This is a genomic window from Flavobacterium gelatinilyticum (assembly GCF_027111295.1).
In the GTDB taxonomy this organism is placed as follows: domain Bacteria; phylum Bacteroidota; class Bacteroidia; order Flavobacteriales; family Flavobacteriaceae; genus Flavobacterium; species Flavobacterium gelatinilyticum.
The window spans coordinates 5,650,401-5,671,271 of sequence record NZ_CP114287.1; the positions used below are offsets into that span (position 1 = coordinate 5,650,401).

General features: G+C 36.2%; 13 protein-coding genes. 10 read left to right on the forward strand and 3 right to left on the reverse strand.

Annotated features, from left to right (window positions below; translation table 11 throughout):
- Window positions 1-78: 78 nt before the first annotated feature.
- Window positions 79-1,680, forward strand: a complete 1,602-nt coding sequence (locus tag OZP11_RS24225; RefSeq protein ID WP_281233060.1) for a Na+/H+ antiporter — start codon at window positions 79-81, stop codon at window positions 1,678-1,680.
- Between the two features lie 3 nt (window positions 1,681-1,683).
- Here the strand turns inward: OZP11_RS24225 and OZP11_RS24230 are convergent, their stop codons facing one another.
- Window positions 1,684-2,442, reverse strand: coding sequence for an SDR family oxidoreductase (locus OZP11_RS24230; RefSeq protein WP_281233061.1), 759 nt, complete (start codon window positions 2,440-2,442; stop codon window positions 1,684-1,686).
- 147 nt (window positions 2,443-2,589) lie between these two features.
- On the reverse strand, window positions 2,590-4,170 hold the full coding sequence (locus tag OZP11_RS24235) for an FAD-dependent oxidoreductase (protein ID WP_281233062.1): 1,581 nt from the start codon (window positions 4,168-4,170) through the stop codon (window positions 2,590-2,592).
- A gap of 189 nt (window positions 4,171-4,359) precedes the next feature.
- Between OZP11_RS24235 and OZP11_RS24240 the strand changes: the two genes are divergently transcribed.
- On the forward strand, window positions 4,360-4,719 hold the full coding sequence (locus tag OZP11_RS24240) for a hypothetical protein (protein ID WP_281233063.1): 360 nt from the start codon (window positions 4,360-4,362) through the stop codon (window positions 4,717-4,719).
- Between the two features lie 81 nt (window positions 4,720-4,800).
- Here the strand turns inward: OZP11_RS24240 and OZP11_RS24245 are convergent, their stop codons facing one another.
- Entirely contained in the window at window positions 4,801-6,984 is a 2,184-nt protein-coding gene (locus OZP11_RS24245; protein WP_281233064.1) for a hypothetical protein, read from the reverse strand.
- A 333-nt stretch (window positions 6,985-7,317) separates the two neighbouring features.
- On the opposite strand from OZP11_RS24245, the gene OZP11_RS24250 reads away from it, so the two are divergent.
- The 8 genes from OZP11_RS24250 to OZP11_RS24285 all read left to right on the forward strand — a co-directional run bounded on the left by OZP11_RS24250 (window position 7,318) and on the right by OZP11_RS24285 (window position 20,578).
- Window positions 7,318-7,527 carry a hypothetical protein gene (locus OZP11_RS24250; protein ID WP_281233065.1) on the forward strand — a complete coding sequence of 70 codons (210 nt, stop codon included), beginning with the start codon at window positions 7,318-7,320 and terminating at the stop codon, window positions 7,525-7,527.
- A 439-nt stretch (window positions 7,528-7,966) separates the two neighbouring features.
- A complete protein-coding gene (locus OZP11_RS24255) occupies window positions 7,967-8,530 on the forward strand; it encodes an RNA polymerase sigma-70 factor (RefSeq protein ID WP_281233066.1) in 564 nt (187 codons plus the stop codon).
- 135 nt (window positions 8,531-8,665) lie between these two features.
- Window positions 8,666-9,820 (forward strand): FecR family protein, encoded by a 1,155-nt coding sequence (locus OZP11_RS24260; RefSeq protein WP_281233067.1) that lies wholly within the window; start codon window positions 8,666-8,668, stop codon window positions 9,818-9,820.
- 119 nt (window positions 9,821-9,939) lie between these two features.
- The gene (locus OZP11_RS24265; protein WP_281233068.1) at window positions 9,940-13,530 is read left to right on the forward strand and encodes a SusC/RagA family TonB-linked outer membrane protein; all 3,591 of its coding nucleotides are present in this window, start codon (window positions 9,940-9,942) and stop codon (window positions 13,528-13,530) included.
- An 11-nt stretch (window positions 13,531-13,541) separates the two neighbouring features.
- Complete coding sequence (locus OZP11_RS24270; protein WP_281233069.1) at window positions 13,542-14,948, forward strand: RagB/SusD family nutrient uptake outer membrane protein; 1,407 nt, start codon at window positions 13,542-13,544, stop codon at window positions 14,946-14,948.
- A 61-nt stretch (window positions 14,949-15,009) separates the two neighbouring features.
- The gene (locus tag OZP11_RS24275; RefSeq protein ID WP_281233070.1) at window positions 15,010-17,007 is read left to right on the forward strand and encodes a TlpA family protein disulfide reductase; all 1,998 of its coding nucleotides are present in this window, start codon (window positions 15,010-15,012) and stop codon (window positions 17,005-17,007) included.
- Window positions 17,008-17,033: 26 nt separating this feature from the next.
- Entirely contained in the window at window positions 17,034-18,425 is a 1,392-nt protein-coding gene (locus OZP11_RS24280; RefSeq protein WP_281233071.1) for an alpha/beta hydrolase family protein, read from the forward strand.
- A 92-nt stretch (window positions 18,426-18,517) separates the two neighbouring features.
- Window positions 18,518-20,578, forward strand: a complete 2,061-nt coding sequence (locus tag OZP11_RS24285) for a protein-disulfide reductase DsbD family protein (RefSeq protein ID WP_281233072.1) — start codon at window positions 18,518-18,520, stop codon at window positions 20,576-20,578.
- Window positions 20,579-20,871 lie beyond the last annotated feature (293 nt).

The following is a 20,871-nucleotide window of genomic DNA, read 5'->3' on the forward strand; positions in this document are numbered from 1 at the left end:
ATTTTAATTTAATTATCATAAAATACTAATTTAGCATTCAGAAATTTTAATCCAAAATCAATAAATACCACTCTTTAAATGGAAAATATCACAGTAATTATTATGTTACTTTTTGGCGTTGCTTTTTTAAGTTTAATCAGCAAAAGATATAATTTTCCAATACCTATTGTACTCGTAATGTGCGGGGTTATTATTAGTGTTATTCCGGGGCTTCCGGTTATTGCCCTTAGTCCGGAGATTGTATTTATTATATTTCTGCCGCCGCTTTTATATCATGCCGCGTGGCATACCAGCTGGTCTGATTTTAAGCAGACAATCCGTCCGATTACTTTAGCGGCAGTTGGTTTGGTTTTTTTTACAACCGGACTTGTTGCTGTAGCAGCGCACTGGCTTATTGATGATATTTCCTGGCCTTTGGCTTTTTTACTGGGGGCTATTGTTTCGCCTCCTGATGCCGTTTCTGCTACGGCGATTACAAAAGGTTTAGGTCTTCACCCAAGATTAATTGCTATTCTGGAAGGGGAGAGTCTGGTAAACGATGCGAGCGGTCTTGTTGCCTACAAATATGCGCTTACAGCAATTACTGCCGGAAATTTTGTTTTATGGCAGGCGGGACTCAACTTTGTTCTAATGTCGGTTTTGGGTATTGCAATTGGTCTTGCAGTTGGTTTTATAATGAACTTTATTCATAGAAGATTTGTCTGCGATGATATTATCGAAGTAACCCTTACGTTATTGACTCCTTTTGCGTCTTACCTGATAGCGGAGCACTTTGAAGGTTCTGGAGTTTTGGCTGTTGTCGCTACCGGACTTTTCCTGGCGGCAAGATCAGGAACGATTTTTTCTCATGAAAGCCGAATTATGACCAATACCATTTGGGATGTTTTAAGTAATATCTTAAACGGTTTGATTTTTATTTTAATAGGATTACAGCTTAGGCAGATTATTAACGGAATCAGCAATTACTCCGGAACTTCTTTATTTATCTGGGGTGCAGTAATTAGTATTGTGGTAATTGTGGTTCGTTTTTTATGGGTAATTCCGGCAGCTTTGATTCCAAGAATGATCAGTAAAAGAATCCGCAATAAAGAAGAATTTGATATTCGTAATATGATTATTTTCGGATGGTCGGGAATGCGTGGCGTGGTTTCTATGGCTGCAGCCCTGGCACTTCCGTTAATGCTTAATGAAAAAGAAGAATTTCCACTTCGTAATTTAATTATTTATCTGGTTTTCTGCGTGATTCTCTCGACTTTGGTTATTCAGGGGCTTTCGCTTCCGTGGCTGATTAAAAAACTAAAAATAGAGCGTTATTCGATTATTGCCGAAGAATACAGCGTGCGAAATATGATTGTTTCTGAAACCATTGCGCATATCGAGGATAATTTTTCTTTACTTGATGATGATTTGCTGCACAACATAAAAAGTAAATATGAAGTCAAATTTAACCGTTTGCAGAAAACGGAACTTCCGGCTAATTTTTTCGGAAACGGAAAAGTTCTGGGAGGCGAGGTTTTTAATGAATTTACCAAACTGCAGATTGATCTTTTGAATATTGAAAGAAACAAACTGGAAGTAATGCATAAATCGGGTTCTGTCAATGAGGAAATCTTTCGCAAAATAGAAAAAGAACTCGACCTTGAAGAAACCCGACTTTGGATGGAAATGTATGAAGAATAACGTTTAAATAATTTGTAAGTGCGGTCTGACCTGCATGCTTACAATATCACAGCGTTTAGGCTGTGAGAGACAGAATAATACGCTCATGGCAATATCTTCTGCTTCGAGCATTTCCATTTTTTCGATTTTTTCTTCCTGAACTTCTTTTGGATCCGGCTGCATGTCGCTGGTTACGGCACCGGGTTCAACATGAGAGACTTTAATGCCCAGCGGATTAATTTCTTTACGAAGCGCCGTGCTGAAACCGCGAATGGCTGTTTTGGTGGCTACATAAATAACACCGGTTTTTTCCTTCACTTCGGCACTCATCGAACCAATGTTTACAATATGTCCGGATTTTTGTTCTTTCATTCGGTTAACGGCTTCTTTTGCAAAAGCAATATATCCCAGAATGTTGGTTTCGAGAATGTATTTCCAGTCGTCATAATCGCCTTCGATAATACCTCGGGCAGGCAGTGCGGCATTATTGATTACTATATCAATACCGCCCAGCAGACTGTCGACTTTATCCCAAACGAGGTCAATATCTTTTTTGCTGGTAATATCGGCTGTAACACCGTAAATTTCTCCGGATGATGATTTGGTTTTGATATCTTCCATAGCATGGTTAAAATCATTTTCATCTCTTCCAAAGATAATTACACGGCCGCCAAGCGAAACCAGTAATTCTGCAATAGCTTTCCCGATTCCGGTAGTACCGCCGGTTACTACAATGCGTTTTTGATTGATATATTGATTAAAGTAATTTGCTAAATTTTCCATATTTCTGTCTTTAATAATGATTATTTGATTTGTTGGGTTTAATTGTTACAATTCATAGAAATATCTCCAAACAGCTATACGAGTTGTAAAAATCAAAAGGACGTTTTACTTTTTTAAGTGTTCAATTTTTCTCAAAAAACGACCTGATTATTTAATATCTAATTTGCTGAGATCTGATTTTGCAGGTCCGTTAAGTATGGTGCCGTCCGAAGCAAATCGTGATCCGTGGCAGGGACAGTCAAAGGACTTTTCATCTGGATTCCATTGTACAATACAGCCTAAATGCGGGCATACGGCCGAAAATGCCTTTAAAGTGTTGTCATAATCCCTGTAAACAGCAATTTTTCGTAATCCCGAAGAGAGAATTCCCCCGTTTCCCGGTTCTAAATCGGCAGTATTATTTAAGTCAGCTGCAGTAATCCAGTCCAGATATTGCGAAGCCATGTTTCCGGCTTCTTTCATAAAATCGCCAAGGGCTTTAAAAGTAATTCGGGACGGATCATATAAGTCTTCCCATTTATTTTTATTTCCCTGAATGATATCACTTATGATCATAGCGCCAATTGTGGCGTGTGTCATTCCGTTTCCGGAATCTCCCGTAATAATGTATATATTGTCATCGCCCGGGTTTTTTCCCATAAATCCTAGTGAATCTACGGGTTCCATTACCTGACCGGACCATCTATAGCTGATTTCATCCAGCAGCGGAAAATGTCTTCGGGTCCAGATTTCGAGTCTTTCATAACGTTCTGTTTCCGAAATCCCCTCTTCATCGGCCTGACCGGTTTTATGATCTTCTCCGCCCGAAATCAGGAGATCGTATTCATCATCAAAACTTTCAAGACGAACATAATGATACGGCTGCGAAACCCATTTCGATTCCATATCACCTGTGTCCCACCATAGGGCGTGAGGCAGGCTTCCTTTCGGAATTTTCCCTGCAATAACATACGTTCTGTATGCGTGTTGTTTGGTGTGCATGGTTACCACGTCATTAATAGGTGTATTAGTTGCAGCGACAATATGACGGGCTTTAAAATTGAAACCATTAACCGAAGCTCCTTCTTTCGTTATGTTTTCGGCATGTGCTTCAGTATATATGGTTCCGCCGAGAGCGGTAACGGCTTCGGCTAGTCCTTTTAAGTAATGAAGAATATGAAACTGCGCCTGATTTTTAAACACAATACAGCGCTGGTTTTCGGTTCCGGCAAGAGACGGAATATGATTTAGCAGTAAAGTATCCAGTCCGGCATTTTGCGTGGCTTCGTATTCTTTATCCAGATTTTTTTCTTTATCAGATGGGTGCAGGAATAAATACCCGTTTACTCTTTTAAAATCGCAGTTAATCTCTAATTCGTTTACAATGCTTTCGATTTCATTAATTGCCGCGGTGTGGCTGTCGGCTGCAAGTTTGGCTTTTTCTTTTCCAAATATATTTTCAAGGTAATAATATCTGTCATCCAGTGCACAGGTTAAATGCGCTGTTGTTCTTCCTGTTTCACCGCTTCCTATAAAACCGTCTTCAACAAGAACAACTTTTCTTCCGGCTCTTAAAAGTTTATAAGCTGTTGTAAGACCTGCAATACCGCCGCCTATGATAAGCACATCGGTACTGACATCCTGAGAGGGCTGATCGAACGAAATAATATCAGTCGAATCAATCCAAAAAGAAACATTATCTCCGGATGTTATGCTTCCTTCGTTTAAATTGTGATTTGAATTTTCCATGACTTTCTTTTTTAAAAGAGCTTATCTCAAAGCTAGCAGCAACTCAATAGAAATGCCTTACAATTTATTTTAAGGATCTTACAGGATTGCCAGTCAGGTTTTATGTAAGAATTAAAACGAATGCTATAAACAGAACTCATTTATTAATAGTTACTTAGCAGTTCTTGTACAAACCAAAAAATATGTATTATGAAAAGAGTATTCAGATTTAAAATTATAATTCTTTTAGTTGCTGCAATGGGATTGTTCTCCTGTAAAAAAGCAGATGGTTACAGCGATCAAATAGAAACCAATATTGAACCTGTTGACAGCACCGAAGCGGTACAAGATACAACCGCAAGTACAAAACCCACAGATGCAAACAGTACAACCGCTCCGAGTTCGCAAGAGACGGGAACATCTGGTAATGATGCATCAGAAAGCAGTCAGGGTACGGGAATAGGTCCCGGAGAGAGTCCGGAAGATGCTTCTACTTATACGGGTTCTTCGGGCATGCAGAAAGACAGTATTAAACCTGAAGTAAAGGCTTCAAAAAAGAAAAAGCAATAAGTTGATTAAGACAAATAAAAGATGTCAGTCATTTTACAATTGATATGACTGACACCTTTTTATATTTTTTTTTAACGTTTTTTACCAGCTTATTTTAATTTTTCCGTGCCCTTTAGGTTTATACTGATCCATTTTTGCATTTGCACTATAGGGTTTCAAAATTTCTTTGTTTTGTTCGATCTGTAATGAAGTTTTAGTATTCTTCTGCCATATAATATTCAGGCTGCAGGACAGGTCTTCATGTCCGTCAAATGTAAGATATGCGTTTTTTTCTCTTCTTGTAAAACTGGCCGTTGGATAGTCAGTAAATATCATAAAATCGTCATTTATTTTAATGTATTGTCTTGATACAATGGCAAACGCTGCGCCGGCTCCGTACACCTCCTGTCCAACTTGTCCGCTTTTGTCGTAACCGGTATATAAATCTTCAAGAGGCACCCAGAGGTCAGTTTGGATTTCTCCCGTTTTAACATATTCAGAAAGCATTTGTTTTGGCAGCAGTTCGGGAAAATAATAGGGTATTCGGTTTACTGCATACTTTATAAATTCAGGAATCAGAATTCGGAGTCCGGGAAGTATATCTATATCTTTTGCCTGAATAATATATTCGTTAAGCGCAGTATAGACTTCCATTTCTTCATATGCCGCTGTATAAGGAGCATCATTTAATGGAAAAATAGAAAAGAAGTTTTTGTAGTTTTTTCCAAAACCATATTGACAATCCCAAAGCTGTATATTTTTGAACAAGCCAGAAAGACACATATAACTTGTTTCCAGATAAATCTTTTTGTTTGTTATTTTATACAATTCCAGAAGGGCATTAGCAGAAAAAGCAGTATTATTAGCCTGATAAAAACTATCAAAACCACATTGGGTTAAATGACTGGCGGCTTTTTCGGCTTCATTTAAATATTTTTTCTCTTTAGTAATATGATAAACCAAAAGCATCAAAAGGGCATAAGCACCAGGAACATCTTTTTCGCCTCCCATTCCGGGCATGGTTTCTTCTTTTATAATTTCAAAAGTTTCTACGTTATAAAATACAGGCCATTCATACTTAAAATGATGCGCAGCTTTAATTACAAAATCAACTGAATCCAAAACCAGTTTTTCGGCATTTTTATTGCCCCAAACGGCCAGCCTTGCAAGATTAATAAGCGGATGATGAAGATACCAGGAATCCATTGTGGTTTCTTTTTTCTGTTCTTCGGATTCGTCTAATTTATCATGAAGTGCCGGAAGCCAGCGGGTAATACTATTTATTTTTGAATCGTAAAAACTGGCTAATCCTTTATTTAAATCTTCAGAAACTGTATACGTTTCAGATTTCCATCTTTCATATTCTTTTAAAGGAGCCAGAACAGCAAGCTGCACCATACTTTCGGCAGGTGTTTCGTAATCGCACAAATAGGCATTGAGGTAAGGAATGCCGTTTGTCTGTGTCCAGCAGCCTTTATTGTTTTCTAAATCGGTTATCGTTTTTTCGGCAATTTCTGTCCAGTCGTGATACTCTGTTTCCGGTTTCTGTATGAGTTTATATATCAGGGCGAGACTTTCGAGATAATCTTTACAGAGTTTCGAAGGATCATCATTTGTTTCGTCTCCCGGTAAAACGTAAGCATCGGAAATAATAAATTTTCTGCCAGCCGGAAGCGCATCTTCAATTGTTACCGGAAGCTGAAAACCAATCTCAGGCCAGGTTCCGTTTACCGTATCGCCCAGCGTGGTATGGGTCGCTTCGCAGTAAGCTGAAACAGAGCTGAGGTTTTGAAAATAAAATAAGGTTGATTTTTTAGGTTTTGTAACACTTGCGTATAAAATTCCTGATCGCGTGCCGACCTGACTGACATGAATTTTTCCGGCTGTATTTTCAATTTTCCCGTTTTGTGTTAAAGGCAGTATATCACGGGGCCAAAACGGAATCATAAGGGGTAATCGGGCTGTAAATAATGTTTTATAGTGAAACAAATGCGAATTGGGTTCCGGAAAATCTACTAGAATTTCGTATTCACCTAATTCAGTTGTAAGCTTGATGTTGATTTCGTTTTCTGACTGGTTTATGGCATATATTTCAAAAAAACTGTTTAAGGCATATGCGGCCCGAAAAGCCATTCGCTCTTTTTTTGTACCATTGGCCACAATCCATAACGAATCCCTGCAATTATAAAGTTCAAATGTATAACCTGCTTTGGTAATTGTAACTATTGCATTACTGGTATCAATGTCGGTTTGAGCAGTTGAAGCCCATGGGGTTGTTGTATTCATATTTCTTTATTATGTTCTTCAAAACCCAGAAATATTTGTCCTGCCAGACAGCCGAAAAATAAAACTTAAAAGCAGATGCCTAAACTGTTATTTCGGAGGAATGTTTTCATTTTGGTTTCCTTTTACTCAAAGTTCAAAAAATCACAACGAAAAATCTTATAAGATTAAGCCGAGGATTTACACTTTTTGCATTGATTTACAGTTTTTTAGAAAAATGATGCAGATTTATTTGATTCATATAACAGATACTGAAAATTATGTAACTATATTGTCAGTCAGTATTTTAATTTTATAATAATCAGATTATGAATTATAAATTAAAAAAATAATATTATGAAAACGCTTTTAAAAACCAAAATTGCACTGTTGATTCTATTGGCAGGACTGGCATTTTCGTGTAAGAAAAATGAAACCACAACAACAGATTCTTACGAAAATGACAGTATTCAGAATACTGTAGATACAATAGGACCAGAAGTAGATACTACTACAATAGATACTGTTGGCGGTCCTGTGAGATCAGTAGATACTATTACAAAATAAAGAAGAGAATAGTTTTAAATATTTTTAAAGACCTGTATGGATGAAATTCTATGCAGGTTTTTTTTATTTCTTTGAAAAGCAGAATGACATAAAAACTACGGTTATAAATAAACTGCCAATTTTTTATTGTAACTTTAAAACAGCAAATTTTTTAAACCGCAAAACCCCAAAATTGCGTATATGTAAATAAGAACGCTTAACATCGTTAAGATTAATAGTATTAAAGCTATATTAAAATTGATTTTAAGCGCGTAAGATTAGTACTAATATAGTTTTTTTAATTAAAATTAAATGATGTTTTTTTGTTGTTTTCTGAATAAACCTCTTCTATAAATGCCTTTTTAAGAAATATTAAGAGAAATCTTAATGATATTTGCCGATAACTTAAATTTACATAGCTTTGTTTTTTCACAATTAATCCGCTTTTAGTTTTTTTATTTTGGAAATAAATATTGTTTTAGAAGAACTCCAAAAACAAAATAAAACTGTTTATAAAAATGTCTTTGATCGTTTTTATAAAGAGCTGGTTATCTATGCCAATAATTTTTTGTTTGATCAGCAGGCCAGTGAAGATGTAGTACAGGACGTTTTTATCTCACTTTGGGAAAACGCACAGACTATCGATATTAAAACATCATTAAAAGCCTATTTGTTTGCGATGGTCCGCAACAGATGTCTCAACTATCTTAAATCTATAAAAATTACCGACGACTTAAACCTGATTGATCTAAATTCCATGATTATTTTAGATGAAGATCTGGATTTAATTTCTGAAGAAGAAAAAAGCATTGTCTACAATCATATCTTAAAAGTGATTGATACTTTTCCCGTAAGCATGCAGGAAGTTTTTAAACTTAAGTTTATAGAAAACTTCAGTTATAATGAAATTGCAGACGAGTTGAATATCTCTGTAAATACAGTAAAAACCCAGCTTCAGAGAGCCAAAACAAAGATCAGCCAGTCATTGGTTGTTATTCTGGCGTTATTTTCGATCCGCCCGTAAGAAATTTATTCTGCTTTATAGAAAATTTAATTTTTTCTTCGTTTTTTCTTAAACTTTTGTCACCCATTTATAGAATTCGGTTGTCTTAGTTATAAATTACCATCAAGTAATTGTTAATTTAAAAGAATTCTCAAAATGGATTTTAAACTGATCATAAAGAAAATAAACGATACTCTCAGCCCCGAAGAAGAATCAATTTTTACTGCATGGTACAATGAGTCAGACGCAAACAGGGAATATTTTGAAAGAGTACAAAGTAATTATCAAAGCGATCTTGAGCCGGAAGATATTAATCTGAACTCGGCCTGGAATACGATTGATAAAATTATCAGTCCGGAAACAAACAGAAGATCGTATTATAAATATGCGATTGCGGCTTCTGTGGCTCTTCTTATCGGAATTGGATATTATACGACACAAACGAACACTTCGGTTAAAAATGTAAATACCAAAACTGAAAACGCTGTTGTTGAAAAGGAAAAACAAAAAGAAAAAAACAGCGATGAAATTATCCTGACGCTTTCGGATGGTTCAAAAGTAGTTTTGAATAATCAGAAAAACGGTGTTGTAGCGAGTCAGGAAGATATCGTAATTACAAAAGACAAAGACGGACAGATTCGTTACGAGGATAATAACGCGGCGCACAAAGGAAAAGTAAGCTTTAATACTTTGGTTACACCAAACGGAAAAACATTTCAAATTGCACTTCCGGACGGAACAGTGGTCTGGATGAATGCGGGATCGTCTTTAAAATACCCAACTTATTTTGAAGGAAACGAAAGATCGGTTGTTTTAACCGGAGAAGCTTATTTTGAAGTAACGCGTAATGAAAAAATGCCTTTTAAAGTTTTATCAAATGGTCAGGAAGTAGAGGTTTTAGGAACGCACTTTAATATTAGAGCGTATGAAAACGAACCGGTATTGAAAACTACTTTGTTAGAAGGAAAAATAAAAATTACCGAAGGAAGCAATTCGGCTTTAGTAAAACCGGGCCAGCAGATTGTTGTTTCTGTTGACAAACATTCTATGCGCACCAAGGAAGTTAATACAGAACTGGCCGTAGCATGGAAAAACAGATTGTTTTATTTTGAAAATGCGAGATACGACGAAATCATGCGTGAAATCGAAAGATGGTATGATGTTGAGGTAATCTACAAAGGAAAAATTCCGGATGAGCGTTTTGAAGGCGCAATCCAAAAAGACCTAAAATTAAATCAGGTATTAAAAATGCTTGAAAGCAAAGATATTCACTTTAAAATTTCAGGGAAGGAGGTGATTGTGACACAGTAGCCACGTGAAACAAGAACCACAAAAAAATACCCAAAGCGTTCCCGCGCTTTGGGCATAGAAAGTGAGTTCTTCATAAAATATTAACCGATCCTATTATTAACCACACCGATTCAAAAGTAATGAAATTTTTAACCAATCAAAAATTAAGTCATCGCCAGAATAAAGCTCTAAAAGCCAGATTCAAATCGATTAAAACAGATAATTTGAAAAAATTATCCCTTATAGTTTTTATGCTTTTTGCCTTAACCACTTTTGCGCAGGGCAATAAAACTGTTACTATAGAAGGTAACAATCTTACGTTTCAAAAAGTGTTTGCTTCGATAACCAAGCAGACAGGATATGTTTTCTTTTATAACGTAAAGATTTTAGAAAATGCAAAACCGGTAAATTTAAATATCCAGAAAAAAAGCATTCAGGATGCTTTAAATATTGTTTTTGAAGGACAGCCTTTTTCGTACACCATTCAGGATAAAACCATTGTGGTAAACACAAACACTCCTGATAACAAAGGTACGGGTTCTATACAAGTTAAAGGAAAAGTATTGAATTCGCAAAGCGAACCCTATCCGGGCATAAACGTTTGGGTTACAGGTACGAGAATTGGTGCCGTAACCGATTTTGACGGAAGTTTTACTTTACATGATGTACCGTCAAATGCTATAATCGAATGTTCAGGATTAACCGTTGAAACCACAAGACTTGTTCTTGACGGTCGGTCCAGTGTAACGATTATCGCAAAAGAAAAAGTTTCGTTAATGAACGAAATTGTGGTAAACAACGGTTACCAGAAAATTTCTAAAGTTCGTTCTACAGGATCTGTTTCTACTATTACAGCCAAGGAGTTAGATAAAATTCCTGTTGGAAACGTAATGCATCAGCTTGAAGGTCAGGTTGCCGGTTTGGCAATTGACGTTCAGGATTCTGACAATACGTTTGTTTATGGAAATTTATTTGGATCTAATCAGGGAGCAGGAAGTTACAACTTCAGGATCAGAGGGCAGTCTACTTATAATGCCAACGATATGCCGTTGGTTATATTAGATGGTACTCCTACAGAACTGGATATCAGAACTATTAATCCAAAAGATATCGAAAAAATAACGTTTCTTAAAGATGCTGCGGCGGCTTCTATTTACGGAGCAAGATCAGCAAACGGCGTTATGGTAATCGAAACCAAAAAAGGTAAAAAGGGGAAAACAAGATTTAATGCTTCTCAAACTTTTTCTATTGCTAATAAAAGATCTTTATCAAGCCTGCCTTTAATGAATTCTTCTCAGGTCTTAAACTTAGAACAGGAATTAGTAGACAAAGGTCTTATTTCAGATCCGGCAGCAGCATCAGGTTTATTTAGTTCAAGCCCAATTAGTCAGGGAGTTGAATATATGTTTCAGGAAAGAAGAGGAACAATTACAACAGCACAGAAAAATGCACAGCTGGATATTTTACGAGGAAGAAATAATTACGACCAGATTACAAAATATTTAATGCGTCCTTCTGAGTCAAATACTTTTGACTTTTCTTTCAGCGGAGGAGAAAATGATTACAGCTATTTTACATCGGCTTCTTTTTCTAACGAAAAAACACAAGCCGTTGGCACAGGTGGTAAACGTATGACTTTTACAGTAAATCAGGATTTTAAATTATTAAACTACTTAAAAGTAAGTACGAGTTTAAAAGGATCTATTTTCCGTTTTGAGCAAAATGGTTTAGGACTGACTCCTCTTAATGCTTCTCTAACAACCTATCTGCCATACGATCAGATTGTAGATGCTAATGGAAACTCAGTATCCTACCAAAGACGTTTTTACAGTGCGGATACAGACAGGCTTCAAAGTCAGGGATATTTACCATGGACCTATAACTACATGGATGAATTAAATAATCAGGATAAAGCTTTAAAAGAACAAAATTATTCTGCTAATATTTCGGTTACAGCACCTTTATTAAAAGGATTAGATGCTGTAGGAACGTATTATATCGAAACTTCTACTATGAATAACAGATATTATCACAATCCTAATACCTATTTTGCCAGAGATATAATGAACCAGTACACATCTATTAATCCGTCTACAAACGAGCTGGTTCATGGAGTGCCGCTGGGCGGAATTCTGCAGAGTTCATCATTCGGCAAAGATAGTTATACTGCCAGAGGACAATTGGTTTACAATACAACACTGGCAGATAAACACGCCATTGATGTATTGGGAGGTATCGAATTTAGAGAAACTAAAGATGCAAATAGAGCAGGAACCTTATACGGTTACAATGAAACAGCGCAGACTTCTATAGATCTGCCTTCGAATATGCCAAATACGGTTTATGGATATGCGCAGGGATTAAGTTATGGTAATACAGATAAATTCCAGACAAGACGATTTTTATCTTACTATGGTAATGCATCGTATACATACGACAGCAAATATACAGTTTCAGGTAGCGCACGTTTAGACGATTATAACAACTTTGGAGTTGATAAAAGTTACAGAAGAACACCATTATGGTCTACAGGTTTAAAATGGAACATTATTAAAGAAGGTTTTATGAGAAATGTAACCTTGTTTGATAACTTAAGTTTCAGAGCCAGTTACGGTTATAACGGAAATATTAGTTTAGAAACATTTCCTTTTACCAATATATCACTTGCAGATGTTGACATGTATTCGCAGCAGCCTTACGCATTTGTTTCTGCAGCGGCAAATCCGGCATTGCGCTGGGAGAAAACCGGAATTATGAACTTTGGTCTTGATTTCAGTTTATTTAACTATCGTTTAAACGGAACTATAGAATATTACAAAAAGAACAGTAAAGATTTAATTCAGGAATTTCCTGTTACACCGTTTTATGGTATTCCAAATAGTATGTTAGTCAGAAATGCATCTACTTTAGAAAGCCACGGAATTGATTTGAGTTTAAGCAGTACAATTCTAAAAACCAAAGATTTTGGTGTTGATTTAAACTTAGTGACTTCTTATAACAAAAACGAAGTTACAGATTCAAGATTTTCAAATTATGCGAATATTTTAAATGGTTCAGGAAGTACCGCACCAATTGTAGGGTATCCTACAAACAGCATTTTTGCTTTTAGAAATGCAGGATTAAATGCAGCAGGATCTACTCAGGTTTACGACAGAAACGGAAACATTGTACAATCAAATACAATGCTGACCAATATAGAAGATATGAAATTCATGGGAAGTTCTACTCCTCAATATTACGGAAGTTTAAGTGCCAACATCACTTACAAAAAGCTTTCCTTGTATCTATTGGCAACTTACAAATTAGATTATGTATTGTTTAAACCTACATTCGACAGCTACGTAACACGTTACAATACTTTTGGAAAGTATGATTTAAATTCAGATATCGACAACAGATGGAGAAATCCGGGTGATGAAGCAACTACAACAGTTCCGGGTGTAAGAGGACTTTCAGGTTACAGTTATGGTCGTTACAGATTTAGTGACAACCAGGTAATTGATGGAGATCATATCCGTTTCAAAGAAATTTCATTAAAATATGATTTGTCTGAACTTTTCGCCAATACTTTTATAGATGGTGCTTCATTGACTTGTTCAGCAAGAAATATTGGTATTATCTGGAGAAAAAACAAAGAAAATATAGATCCTGACTTTTTACCATACACAGGTACATATATGAAATTACCGCCATCGGCAATGTATTCAGTAGGATTCAATTTTAATTTTTAAAAGCTGTAACGATGAAAAAATATTTAATTTATATAGGAGTTTTATCAGCGCTTTTAACAAGCTGTGATAATTATGTAGACATACAGACAGAAGGAAAACTTATTCCGGAAGAAACGGTGAACTACAGGTATCTTTTGCAGGGCGCTTCGACCTTTAACCAGACTTATAGTTTGGTAGACGTGGCTTCAGATGATATTGTAATGCGAGATGACCATGCGGCTTTTTTCGATCAGAATTATTCGGGTTCAGCGTTTTACCAGCCTTTTTTATTAACGTATAAATGGGCAGATGAAATTATTCCTGTTGGAGAACCGGACAGTCAGCTAAATGGAATGTACTCATCATTATATACCTGTAATGTTATTATTAACGAGGTAATGAACAGTAAAAACGGAACCGATGCAGAGCGTCTGGCGATTAAAGGAGAAGCACAGGTTCACAGAGCTTATATCTTTTTGTCTTTAATCAATGTATTCGGAAAAGCGTATGACCCTGCATCAAGCACGGGAGATCCGGGAATTCCGCTTTTAACAACTCCAACAGTTACTGATGACATTAAAAGAGCACCTGTAAAAGACGTTTACGATCAAATTGTAAAAGATTTGACAGAAGCGACAACATCAGGATTAAAACCGGTAAATACAGGAAGAAGCGTTTGGTTTCCTTCTAAAGCTTCTGCACACGCTCTTTTGGCAAGAACGTATTTGTACATGGGAAATTATGCAGAGGCAAAGCGTAATGCCGAAGCAGCACTTGCATTACAAAACAGTCTGCTGAATTTAGAAGATAACATAAATTTAGGAGATTACGGCTGGCCGAGAACGTATCAGGATCCTGAAATAATACTAGCAAAGGGGTCAAACAGTTATATGTATTCGCCAACGATTTTATCATTAAGCGATGAATTGTTAAACTCATTTGATACTAAAGATCTTAGATACCAATTGTATACAAGACCAGTTACAGATATGACTTTTGGAAGCATTACAGAGGGAAGAGCTTATAGTAAAGAACTTTTATCTGGAGACGGACGCAACGCCGGACCTTCTGTACCGGAAATGTATGTAATTAAGGCAGAATGCGAAGCAAGAGCAGGAAACGCAGGAGCAGCAATGGCAGCAATTAATACTTTAAGAAAAAAACGTTTCAGAGCAGCAGATTATACAGATCTTACAGCTGTAGATGCTAATGATGCTTTAGTGAAAGTTTTGGCTGAACGCCGAAAAGAATTAATGGGAACAGCAGGCTTTAGATGGGCAGATTTAAAACGTCTGAACAAAGATCCAAGATTTGCTAAAACAATTACGCACAAATATTTAACAGAAACTCACACGATTGAACCAAACGGAAACCGTTATCAGTTTCCATTTGCATCAGTTTACTTTGAATATGCGCCTAATTTAGGACAAAATCCATAATTAAGTTAACCACAAAGTGCACTCAGCTATTCTGAGTGCACTAAAACTCAATAAAACACACATGAAAAAAATAAAATTGGTATTATTCTTTTTTAGTATTACCACTGCTTTACTGGCACAGACCGCAGAACAAAAATTTCTGCTTACTCCTGAGCACCCAAACGCAGGTGAGGAAATAACAATTACATACAATGCTGCAGATACACCACTGGCAAATGCTAAGTATGTAGATGGTGTAATGTATACTTATGATAATTTTAAATGGCATGCAGACGATATTACCTTAAAATCGGCAGGTAATAAAAAGTGGGAAGCCAAAATGAAGCTTTCAAGTAAAGCGGCCTTTATAAACTGTGTTTTTAAATCGGATACGATTGTAGACAACGGAGGAAAAATGACCTATTCATGGATATTAGAAAAAAGCCTTGGCGCTTATATAGGCTGGGGATTTTTAAGATCTCCGGATCTTCAGGATCAGGTGCCATATAAAGTACATGACAGTGCTTATATCAAAAAAGAAGTATCATTATTCTGGATTAACAATGAGTTAAAATACCATCCGGAAAGCCGTACGCATGTTTTTTACGAAGGAGTAAAGTTAAAACAGCTTGAAACGGGAGAAGATCAGGCAAAATTAGCAAAGAGAGAAATTCGTAATGTTTTAGGAGAAAAAAACTTAGACAATACAACACAATATAACATCCAGAAAACCTTAAACTTACTGGCTCAGCCGGCTCACAAAGCCTTTGTAGATTCAGTACAGACAGTTTTAGTTACCAAATATCCGTTTGGTGTTCTGGCACGCGACAAACAAATTCAGGATCTGTTTAGAGAAGCTGATTTTGACAAAAAAGTAAAAGCTTATGCAGCATTCGAGAAAAACTTTCCACAAGAAAAATATCAGGATGTTTATACAGATATTGAAGCACTTTACTACGATAAAATGTTCAAAGGAATCGCTTACAACTATATCGTAAAAAACAAAGATTACAGCTATTCAATCAACAGCGTTAAAAAAGTTTCTTACGGTATATTGTTAGATTATGCCTGGCATTTAGTTTCAATTCCGTTTGACAGAGATCAGGACGGAATCGAAAAAACAAACCTTGAAACGCTTAAAAAATATGCAGATGCTATTGTTCCTGAATTGGAATATAGAGAATCATTTGTACCAAAAGATTACGTTCAGAAATTATCTTTAAAAGAATGGCAGGCGCAATGTTTAAACTACGGTAAAAGAGAATTCTTTACTTATGCTAAACTTTTGGAAATTTTCAAAAATTACGAAGCATCTAAAAAATATCTTGAAAAAATCAGACCTGTTATGAAGTACGAAGATGCTTCTTTCAACGAAGTATATTCAAGAATGCTTTTAAGAGAAGGAAGTTCTGCCGAAGGAAAAGCATATTTGGAAAGTGCAGCAAGAGCCAACAAAATTACACCTGCCTCGATTACAACATTAAAAGAATTGTTTGTAAAAAACGGTAAAAAAGAAACCGAGTTTGAGGAGTATTTACATGCATTAAAATCAGATACAAACGAAGTACACAAAAAGAAACTGATCGCAGAATTGATCAATCTTCCAATCGCCGGATTTGAAATGGAAAGCAGTCGAGGCGGCAAAGTAAAATTAGCTGACCAAAAAGGTAAAATTGTGGTTCTTGATTTCTGGGCAATGTGGTGCGGACCTTGTAAAAATGCAATGCCGGGAATGAATATGGCAGTAAATAAATACAAAGAAGATCAGAATGTGAAATTCTATTTTGTTGATACAATGGAATACATCAAAGATTTTAAAGCGCAGACTCAGGCTTTTATTAAAGAAAAAGGATTTGATTTTACAATTTTGTATGATAGTAAAAATCCAAAAACAGGAAAACTTGATGCTGTTTATGACCAGTATTCAAAAGCATTTCATTTCTCTGGAATTCCGGAAAAAATGATCATCGACCAAAACGGAAACCTTAGATGGTTATCAAATGGGTATTTTGGAAGTCCAAGCGAATTGGCTGACGAAATTTCGATTATCGTTGAACATTTAAAAGCTGAGAAAAAATAATTTAGTTAGAAAAAAAGGTTAGAATAATGAAAATCGTTAATTTTTTATATCTCAGCATTTTAGTATTGTACTGTCAGACTGGTTTTTCGCAAACCATCTGGCAGGGGCAATACCATTCTACACGAATCATACTCACCGGTGATTTAGAAAGCAAAAAAGATTCACTTTTGCTGAGCATTCCGGAAATGTCATATGATTCGATTAAAGTAGGAATAAGAAAAGACAAGGATAGTATTCACTTTAAAAATGCAGTTTACAATTTTACTTTTAAAGGAAAATACAATGCTGATAAAACGGCGATTAACGGAATTTTTGATAATTATTCTATTCCAAAAGCCGCTATTGTTTTAAAGAAACAGACTGCTGTTGAACCTTTATTTTTTTCGCAGCATCCAAAACAGCCATATCCTTATGAAGTGAAAGATTTCACCTTTACAGGAAAAAACACCAAACTTAGGTACGGTGCAACATTGACCATTCCGAAGAACAAAAAGAAATATCCAATAGCAGTTTTAATTTCGGGAACCGGACAGCACGATCGTAATTATACTTATATGGGCAGACAGTTTTTTACTGTTTTGGCTGATTATCTGGCACGTAACGGAATTGCTTCGCTTCGTGTAGACGATCGCGGATATGGACAGACAACCGGAGATTTCCAGAATGCTACAACCGGAGATTTCGCCGATGATATTGATGAAGAAATAGCATACCTGAAAAGTGATAAAAATATTGATGGTTCGCACATTGGTGTAATTGGACACAGCGAGGGCGGGATGGTCGCTTCTATCGTAAGCGCCAGAAACAAAGATGTGAAATTCATGATCAGCTTATCCGGAGTAGGAGTAAGCGGACTTGAAATGCTGAATCTTCAAAATACAGCGATTCTTAAGAGCTATAAATTTGCCGATAAGGTAGTCGACAAACAGATGGAAATGTACAACATCATGTTTAAAATTGTCTACGATACCAAAGAAGGCGAATCGGCACAGCCGGCAATGGAAATCGCATTGAAGGAATGGATGCAGAAACAGGATTCTGTAACTTTAAAAGAAGTACAGTTACTGGACGGGCGTGACCAAACCTTCTTATACCGTTACGGAAAAGATGCGGACAGAAAGTGGTACCGTTACACGATTCACTACAAACCCGAAGATTACCTGCCAAAAATTACCATTCCGGTATTTATAGCAAACGGTGATAAGGACATTCAGGTTCCGGCTGTAGAGAATATTAATTCTTTTAAGAAATATCTTAAAACAAAAGATCTTACCACTAAAATATATCCGGATCTCAATCATATGTATCAGCATTGTAAAACCTGCACGCAAAATGAAGCCAAAGAAATCGATGAGGTGTTAGCCCCTGAAGTTCTCGATGATATTTCAAAATGGATTTTACAGCGCTATAAAAAATAATATGGGCAGTCATCTTTGTCAAAGCTCAAAACTTTGACAAAGATTTCTAACGAACCGTATACTTCGTCAGGATAAAAACCTAAAATTTTACTATGAAAAAACTATTTCTTTTTATCGCAGTTTTATTTGCGATAAGTAACCTTACTGCCCAAATTTACGATCCCGTTTCGTTTACCACTTCGGTAAAAGAAATAGGCGAGAACAAGTATACACTGGTTATTACAGCCAAAATAGACAAAGGCTGGCATGTGTATTCTCAGAACGTTCCTGATGGAGGACCGGCGCCAACGAGCTTTACATTTCAGCCGTCAAAAAACTATAAAAAAACAGGCTCTGTAGTAGAACCAAAAGGACATGAAGTTGATGATCCGGTTTTTCAAATGCGTATTAAATACTTTGAGGACAAAGCCGTTTTTACCCAAAACATAGAACGAAAATCAGCAGATGCTTTTACCATTGATGCTACTGTATTTTTTATGGTCTGCAATGATAACAGCTGTTTGCCGCCATCTGAAAAAGAGGTAAAGTTTACTTTTAAAAAATCTGACATTCCGGTTAAAACCGAGGAAACTGCAAAAGCTGTAACAGATACAAAAGATACTGATTCGATTCAAAATACCGAATCTATTACTAAACAGGATACAACAAACAACACAACAAATTCTGTTAGTACAGCCGGTACAGATGCTCCTAAAGTTTCAGACAACACAGAGAAAACGCCTTCAGCAGCAGATGAAAGTCTTTGGACTTTATTTTTCTTCAGCTTTTTAGGAGGTCTTGCCGCTTTGTTTACCCCTTGTGTTTTCCCGATGATTCCTATGACGGTGAGCTTTTTTACCAAACAAAGTAAAAATAAAGCAGCCGGAATACGAAATGCTATGATGTACGGAATTTTCATCATCGTAATCTATGTGATTTTAGGAAGTATGGTAACGGCCATTTTTGGTGCCGATGCCTTAAACGCCCTGGCAACAAACGTGGTATTTAATATTGTTTTCTTCCTGCTTTTACTGGTTTTTGCCCTGTCATTTTTAGGTGCTTTCGAAATTGTACTGCCAAGTTCATGGCTGACCAAAATTGACCAGAAATCAGAAATTGGAGGTGCTTTTGGAATCTTCTTCATGGCATTAGCATTGGCCGTTGTTTCATTTTCATGTACAGGACCAATCGTTGGGACTTTATTAGTTCAGGCGGCAAGTCAGGCCGGAATTGCGCCAATTGTAGGAATGCTTGGTTTTTCATTGGCCATTGCATTACCATTTACTTTATTTGCTGCGTTCCCGGGATGGATGAATTCACTTCCAAAATCAGGAGGCTGGTTAAATTCGGTTAAAGTAGTTTTAGGATTTTTAGAATTGGCTTTGGCTTTTAAATTCTTAAGCAATGCCGATTTAGTTTTGCAATTGCATTTATTAGAAAGAGAAGTATTTCTGGCCATTTGGATTGCGATATTTACCGTATTAGCCTTTTATTTATTTGGAAAAATCCAATTGTCGCACGACACGCCGTCTACTCATATTTCTGTTGGAAGACTTAGTTTAGGAATAGTAGTACTGGCATTTGTAGTATATATGATTCCGGGACTTTGGGGTGCTCCGCTGCAATATATCAGCGGTTTTCCGCCTGCAAAACAATATAGTGAATCACCAAACGGATTTGGAAATGCAATAATCCAGAATACAGATAAAACAGCATTACCAGAAGGCGCGGAAAGCGGTCCAAACGGAATTCCGACTTTTCATAATTACGATGAAGGCCTGGCTTACGCCAAAAAAGTAAACAAACCCATTATGATCGATTTTACAGGTTATGCCTGTGTAAACTGCCGTAAAATGGAAGAACGCGTATGGCCTGATCCAAAAGTTCTGGCTGTTTTAAATAATGATGTCGTACTTATTTCGTTGTATGTAGATGACAAAAGACCTTTGCCAAAAGAAGAACAGGTTGTTTCTAAAATAACAGGTAAGGTTTTAAAATATACTGGACAAAAATGGAGCGAACTTCAAATTTTAAAATACAAAACCAATGCACAGCCGTATTACGTTTTAATGGATCATAACGAAAAAGATTTAAACAAACCATCGGCTTACAATCCGGATATTAACGCTTATTATAACTGGCTTCAGGAAGGAATCGGGAATTTTAAAAAATAATTAATTTCTGATTGAAGCAGATTAAACAGATTTTTTTGATCAGTCTAAATCGAAAAAGAGTAAATGAAATCAGCTAAATTCAGCGGGATCTGCGTGTAGCAAAAGATAAAAGTTTGAAAAATTTCACGCAGATTTAAAATGATTGAAGCAGATTAAGCAGATTTTTTTGATCTGTCTAAATCAAAAAAGAGTAAATTAAATCAGCTAAAATCCGTTAAAATCTGCGGGATCTGCGTGAGATAAAAATCTATGTTTTCGCGAAAGCAAATCAGTAAAATCCGCATCTAGTTTTA